Source organism: Streptomyces sp. NPDC047880, assembly GCF_040706515.1.
Lineage (GTDB): Bacteria > Actinomycetota > Actinomycetes > Streptomycetales > Streptomycetaceae > Streptomyces.
In genome coordinates, this window is record NZ_JBEZOK010000012.1 from 205609 (window position 1) to 211178 (window position 5570).

The following is a 5570-nucleotide window of genomic DNA, read 5'->3' on the forward strand; positions in this document are numbered from 1 at the left end:
ACCTCGACCTGCCCGTGCGTCTCGAGATGGTCAGCCCTTCGCCAGCTCCCTCTCCGTCGGTGGCGGCGCGAGCGGGGTGTACGCACCGGACGGGGGCAGGAGGCCCTGACGGACAGGACCACCTCGACCTGCCCGTGCGTCTCGAGATGGTCAGCCCTTCGCCAGCTCCCTCTCCAGCGGGGTGCGGAAGCGGGGGGTGATTCTGGTCGTGCCCAGCCAGGCGGCCAGCCGCTGGGCCTCGGTGTCGATCGCCGCACGGGCGTCGCGGCCGACGCCCTCCTCGTCGAGGAGGCGCCAGACGATCTCCCCGTCCGGTCGCTGCGCCCAGCCGCCCACCACCCGTCCGTTCCACCACACCGTCGGCCCGACGTTGCCGCTGCGGTCGAACAGCCGGGGGCGCAGCTCCGGCGCGAGATACCAGTCGCGCTGCTGCCACCCCATCGCCGTCGGGTCAAGGCCGGGCAGCAGCGCGGCCCAGGGCTCCCCGGGCGCGGGAACCGGGTCGGCGTCGCCCGCGGCCACGTACCCCGTGCCCTCGTCCAGTGACACCGCCTCCGCCCCGGCCGCGGCCAGGGCCCGGCGCACCTCCGTCACGCGCCACCCCGTCCACCACTTCAGATCCGCCTCGGTCGCCGGGCCACACGCCCGCAGCCACCGCCCCAGCAGCTCGGCCTGCGCCTCAGCCGTGTCCAGCTCGGCATACTCGGGCGCGACGGCCCAGCGGAACCGGCTCGACGTCCACGAACCGAGCGGCCGGCCGCGTACGACCTTCCCCTCCACGCCCAGCACCCGCAGCAGCCGGGTCGAGATCGTGTGCAGCCCTTCGTAGCTCTTCCCGGCCGCGTACACGAACTGCTCCCGCAGGCGCGGCTCGTCCCGGGCGAGTTCATCGGCCGTCGCCTGTCCGCGCCGGGCGAGCGCCGCCAGCGTCGATTCCTCGACCTCTTTCAGCCAGGCCGCGTCCGGCGCGCCGGACGCCGTCATCTGCTTGAGCAGCGAGGCCCTCTCCCGGGCGGCGACGGCCAGCCCCGTCGAGGCGTGCACGACGGCGGCCAGCGAGGTGGGGAACACGAACACCGTGTGCCGCATGCCGTGCATCCGCACCAGGTGACGGTCCTCGTACAGGGCCCGCTCGGTCTCCCCGACGGTCCCGGCGGGGTCCGCGAGCCGTGCGCCCACGGCCAGGTACACCGTCGCCGGGTCCGTGCCGTGCAGCGCGACCAGCGCGTCGGCGACCTCCTCGGGTGTCCCCGCCCTGGCCCGCCCCGCCAGCCGGTGCCGCAGCGCGAGCCGGGCCCGCCGCTCCGCCACGCCCATGTACCGCGCTCCGCCACCCATGCCCGGCCTCCACTCGCCGCGTCCTCCGACCCACCCGCATCATCGCGGACGCCACTGACAGTCGCCCGTGACCGGCCTGCCGCCTCAGCCGTACCGCTCCAGCAGCCCCGTCACATAAGCCTCCAGCCGCCCGCCCAGCACCCCCGGCGTCAGATCGGTCCGGCCCAGCTCCCGCCACGGCCCCGCCAGCCTCGCCGCATCGGGGACGTAGGCCAGTGCGTCGAGCAGCCGCCAGTAGAGATGGTCCGCGCCGTCGGCCAAGAGCCGCCCGCCCTGTGCCTCGTAGCGCTCCCGGAAACCGAGGCCGTACTCCGGGCCGTGCAGCAGCGCGAGGGCCGTCGAACAATGGGCGACGTCCAGGTCGGCCGGTCCCCAGGAGGTCTCCACCCAGTCGACGACCCCGCTGATCCGCAGCCTCGCCCCCGACCCGGTGAACAGGACGTTCCCCGGGTGGAAGTCCCGGTGCAGGAAACAGCCCTCGTACGGCGGGGGATCGCGGCGGATGACGTCCACGGCCCGCTCCCACCCCGGCGGGACCGCCCCCGGCGACGTCCACGCCTGGTACGTCCGCGGAAGCTCCCGGGGGACGACCCGGTGGATCCGGGCCAACTGGGCGGCCAGCAGGTCCACCCGCGCGTCGAGCTCCTCCTCGTCGACCCGGACCCGCCCCGGCAGCACGGACATCAGCAGCGACGGGTGGTCGCAGTGCTCACCCGTCGCGTCCACGCCGATCAGCTCGGCAACCGGCACGCCCTCCTGCTCCGCCAGCAGTGTGAGGATCTCCGCCTCGCGGGCCAGCAGCCCGGGCGCGTGCCGCCGGAAGAAGGGCTTCACGAAAGCGCGCAGCGCCAGTTCGGTGCCGTCGTCGAGGGCGAGCCGCCGCATCTGGGCGCTCCAGCCCCCGGTCAGAAAGGCCCACTGGTCGACCGTACGGCCCTCCGGGAGCTTCTTGGCGACCCATGCCCGGGTCGCAGTCCAGCCCTGCTCACCGAGCCCGGCCAGGACGGCGGTCACGAACTCGCCCCGGTCCTCGGGATGATCGCGGAACCACAGGCCCAAGCGGTGCTCCGCGTCGGGCAGTTCCCGGTGGGTGAACTGCGCGCGACGGGCCAGCGCCTCGGAGAGGGCTTCCGTGACGGCGGGCGGGATGACCTCGTCCGTGCCGGGCACGGCCAGCACGGCCCGCCCCTCGTACACCCGCAGCACGTCCAGGGCGGGGGACGCGCGCCAGCTCCCGGGGCGGCGGATGATCTCGCTGAACGGCCCGTCGCCCCCGCCGAACGGCACGTCCCAGGCCTCGCCCGCGTACACGGCCGGCGCGCACAGCCCCAGGGCCGCCACCCGGTCCCCGTAGTGGCGCACGAGGTCCGCCACCGTCTGGCCGCTCATGCTGAACCCGACCAGCACCAGCGGCCCGTCCGCCCGGGCGCGGGCGTCGATGACGGAGACGGCCTGCTCGAACCGGCGGCGCAGGCTCAACTCCCGGAGCAGGCCCGTGCTTTCACCGTGCCCCGAGAAGTCGAAGGCCAGGGCGTGGCAGCCGTGGGCGGCGAACTCGGCCAGCAGCGGCACCAGCCGCTCCTTGCTGCCGTTGCCCGCGCCGTGCAGCAGCACGACCGTCGCCCGGGCCGGCTCACCGTCGCCGGTGGACACCCCGCTGAGTCGTTCACCGCCGACGACGTGCGTGAAAGGGATGACCTCACTCATACGGCCATTCACTCACGCGGGCCGCGCCCCCGAGGGGGAGTTCACAGTCCCGGTGCTCCCCACACCGGGAACCACCGGCCGAGGTCCTGCTCGATGCGCAGATCGCCGGAGAGCGCGGCCCGCACCTGCAGTTCGAGCGCGTTGTCGCGCCGCTGCGCCCCGTCCGGGAGGGGCGCGAACGGATAGAAGGTGCCGCGCTTGTACAGGTAGACCAGCGCGAGCCGCCGGCCGGCGGGGCCCTCGAACCCGGCGAGGGAGCAGAGCAGTTGGGGTCCGAACCCGTTGACCTCCATCTGGCTGTTCACGGCGTGCAGGTCGTTCACGAGGTCGGAGAGCCGGTCGGGGGGACGGTGCGAGACCAGCCAGGAGTAGCCGTAGTCGTCCTGCCGCAGCTCCACCGGCGGCCCGTCGCGGTCGGCGTCGGCGTCCAGCAGCGCCTGCACTTCCCGGTGGGACTGCTCGAAGGCCGCGCCCTCGACCGATGCGAAGCACACCGCGCCCTGCCCCGTCGGCGTGAAGCCGGCCGCTGCCTCCAGGGTCACGGCCGCCGAGGGCAGCGCGAAGAGCCGGTCGAGATCCGGCACGACCGGTTTCGTCCGGCCGAGCAGGATGTCCAGCAGCCCCATGCGCCGATCAGCCCCCTCCGGGTGCCGCCGCCTCGCCCAGCTCGGCGGAGATCCGGCCCAGCTGGTCGAGCCGCTGCTCCAGGCTCGGGTGGGTCGAGAAGAGCCGTGCGACACCGGGCTCGCGGCCCAGCGCCGGCGTGAAGTAGAAGGCGTTGAACGCCTGGGCCGTGCGCAGGTCCTTGGTCGGGATGCGGGCGATGTCGCCGGAGACCTTGGTGAGCGCGGAGGCCAGCGCCGAGGGCCGGCCGGTGAGCAGCGCAGCCGCCCGGTCCGCGGCCAGCTCCCGGTACCGGGACAGGGCCCGGATCAGCAGGAAGCTGATCGCGTACACGGCAGCGGCCACGCCCATCACCGCGGCGAAGACCGCCGCCGTGTTCTGGTCCCTCCGGCCACCGCCGAACAGCTGCGAGTAGAAGGCGAACCGCACGATCAGCCCGGCGATCACACCGAGGAACGAGGCGACCGTGATCACGGCGACGTCCTTGTGCGCCACGTGCGAGAGCTCGTGCGCGAGGACGCCCTCCAGCTCGGCCGGCTCCAGCCGCCGCAGCAGCCCGGTCGTCACGCACACCACCGCGTGATCGGGATTCCGCCCGGTGGCGAACGCGTTCGGCATGTCCATCTCGGACACGGCGACGACCGGCTTCGGCATGTCGGCGATGGCACAGAGCCGGTCCACCACGCCGTGCAGCTCGGGATACTCGTCCCGCTCCACGACCCGGCCGCGCATGGCGTACAGCGCGATGCGGTCCGAGAACCAGTACTGCGAGCCGAGCAGCGCCGCCGCGACCACCACGACGAGCACCCACGACTTCAGCAGCACGATCAACGCGGCGACGAACCCCACGTACAACAGTCCGAGCAGGAACAGCGTGATCCCCATCCGGGTGGTCAATCGCCGGTCGCTCCGGAAGCGGCTGTGCATCTGCCTCACCCCGCAGTCACGCACTCGTCCCACAGCCAGTGTGCACCGGCCCCACTCATGAGCGGGTCGCGCGCACCCCCAGAGTGGGCAAAGGCGCCCCGCTCACGCGCAGGACGCGTGCATCTTGAGCGGGCACAGGCGTCCCGCTCACGCGCAGGACGCGTGCATCTTGAGCGGGCACAGGCGTCCCGCTCACGCTCAGGACGCGTGCATCTTGAGCGGGCACAGGCGCCCCGCTCACGCGCAGGACGCGTGCATCCTGAGCGGGCACAGGCGTCACCCGCCCGAGGCCACGGCGTATCCCGGGACGGACGGCCACCGCACGGTCAGCACCACCGACTCCTCCTCAGCGACCCACGAGTGACCGACGCCGCGCCCCCACACGACGTAGTCCCCCTGCCGCTCCAGCAGCACACCGCGCCCGGGCAGCTCCACCCGGAACCGCCCGCTGATCAGCACGAGCAGCGCGGTACGCGCCTCACCCCGAACCCACTCGGCCCGCTCATCCCCTTTGGGATGCACACCCCACTTGATCTCCACGTCCTCACTGCGCCGCGGATCCCCGGCGTCCTTGAAGTGCCCGAGGATCCATCCGCGATCCAGCGCCGCGTCCTCGCCGGCGTTCCCCACATACACGCTGTCACTCACGCCGCGGGACGCTAGCAGCCGCCGGGGGCCTAGGGGTGTCCGCAAAGTCCCGCCTCCCCCGGGACGCCCGGCACGCTCCCAAGCTCTTCGAGCAGGGGGGACCCCTCTCGCCGCACCGGGCGAACACCCGAGTACCACCAGTACGCGGGTGCCCGCCCGGCACACCGAGAGCACGCACCGAACTCCGCGGGGCCCGCCCTCCGGGCGAACGACGCGACTTTGCGGACCCTCCTAGGGTCCGTCTTCAAACGGATCTTGCCCAGAGCAGGAACGATGCGAGAGAGACCGCTGCTTCGTAGGAAGTGGCGGTCTTGTCGTATCGGGTA

At 73.1% G+C, this 5570-nt stretch carries 5 protein-coding genes; all 5 read right to left on the reverse strand.

The window, feature by feature from the left end; translation table 11 throughout:
- Positions 1 to 150 precede the first annotated feature (150 nt).
- Positions 151 to 1338 carry a winged helix DNA-binding domain-containing protein gene (locus tag AB0937_RS20230; RefSeq protein WP_366713419.1) on the reverse strand — a complete coding sequence of 396 codons (1188 nt, stop codon included), beginning with the start codon at positions 1336 to 1338 and terminating at the stop codon, positions 151 to 153.
- A gap of 84 nt (positions 1339 to 1422) precedes the next feature.
- Positions 1423 to 3045 carry an alpha/beta fold hydrolase gene (locus tag AB0937_RS20235; RefSeq protein ID WP_366713420.1) on the reverse strand — a complete coding sequence of 541 codons (1623 nt, stop codon included), beginning with the start codon at positions 3043 to 3045 and terminating at the stop codon, positions 1423 to 1425.
- Positions 3046 to 3086: 41 nt separating this feature from the next.
- Positions 3087 to 3671: a hypothetical protein gene (locus AB0937_RS20240; RefSeq protein WP_366713421.1), complete on the reverse strand. Its 585-nt coding sequence runs from the start codon at positions 3669 to 3671 to the stop codon at positions 3087 to 3089.
- Between the two features lie 7 nt (positions 3672 to 3678).
- The gene (gene htpX, locus AB0937_RS20245) at positions 3679 to 4596 is read right to left on the reverse strand and encodes a zinc metalloprotease HtpX (RefSeq protein ID WP_366713423.1); all 918 of its coding nucleotides are present in this window, start codon (positions 4594 to 4596) and stop codon (positions 3679 to 3681) included.
- 276 nt (positions 4597 to 4872) lie between these two features.
- Complete coding sequence (locus tag AB0937_RS20250; RefSeq protein WP_366713424.1) at positions 4873 to 5244, reverse strand: signal peptidase I; 372 nt, start codon at positions 5242 to 5244, stop codon at positions 4873 to 4875.
- Between the last annotated feature and the right edge of the window lie 326 nt (positions 5245 to 5570).

What these genes read in the sequence shown, in the direction of transcription:
- AB0937_RS20230 (WP_366713419.1), bottom strand. Translation starts at nt 1,338, where the DNA reads ATGGGTGGCGGAGCGCGGTACATGGGCGTGGCGGAGCGGCGGGCCCGG.
- AB0937_RS20235 (WP_366713420.1), bottom strand. Translation starts at nt 3,045, where the DNA reads ATGAGTGAGGTCATCCCTTTCACGCACGTCGTCGGCGGTGAACGACTC.
- AB0937_RS20240 (WP_366713421.1), bottom strand. Translation starts at nt 3,671, where the DNA reads ATGGGGCTGCTGGACATCCTGCTCGGCCGGACGAAACCGGTCGTGCCG.
- htpX (WP_366713423.1), bottom strand. Translation starts at nt 4,596, where the DNA reads ATGCACAGCCGCTTCCGGAGCGACCGGCGATTGACCACCCGGATGGGG.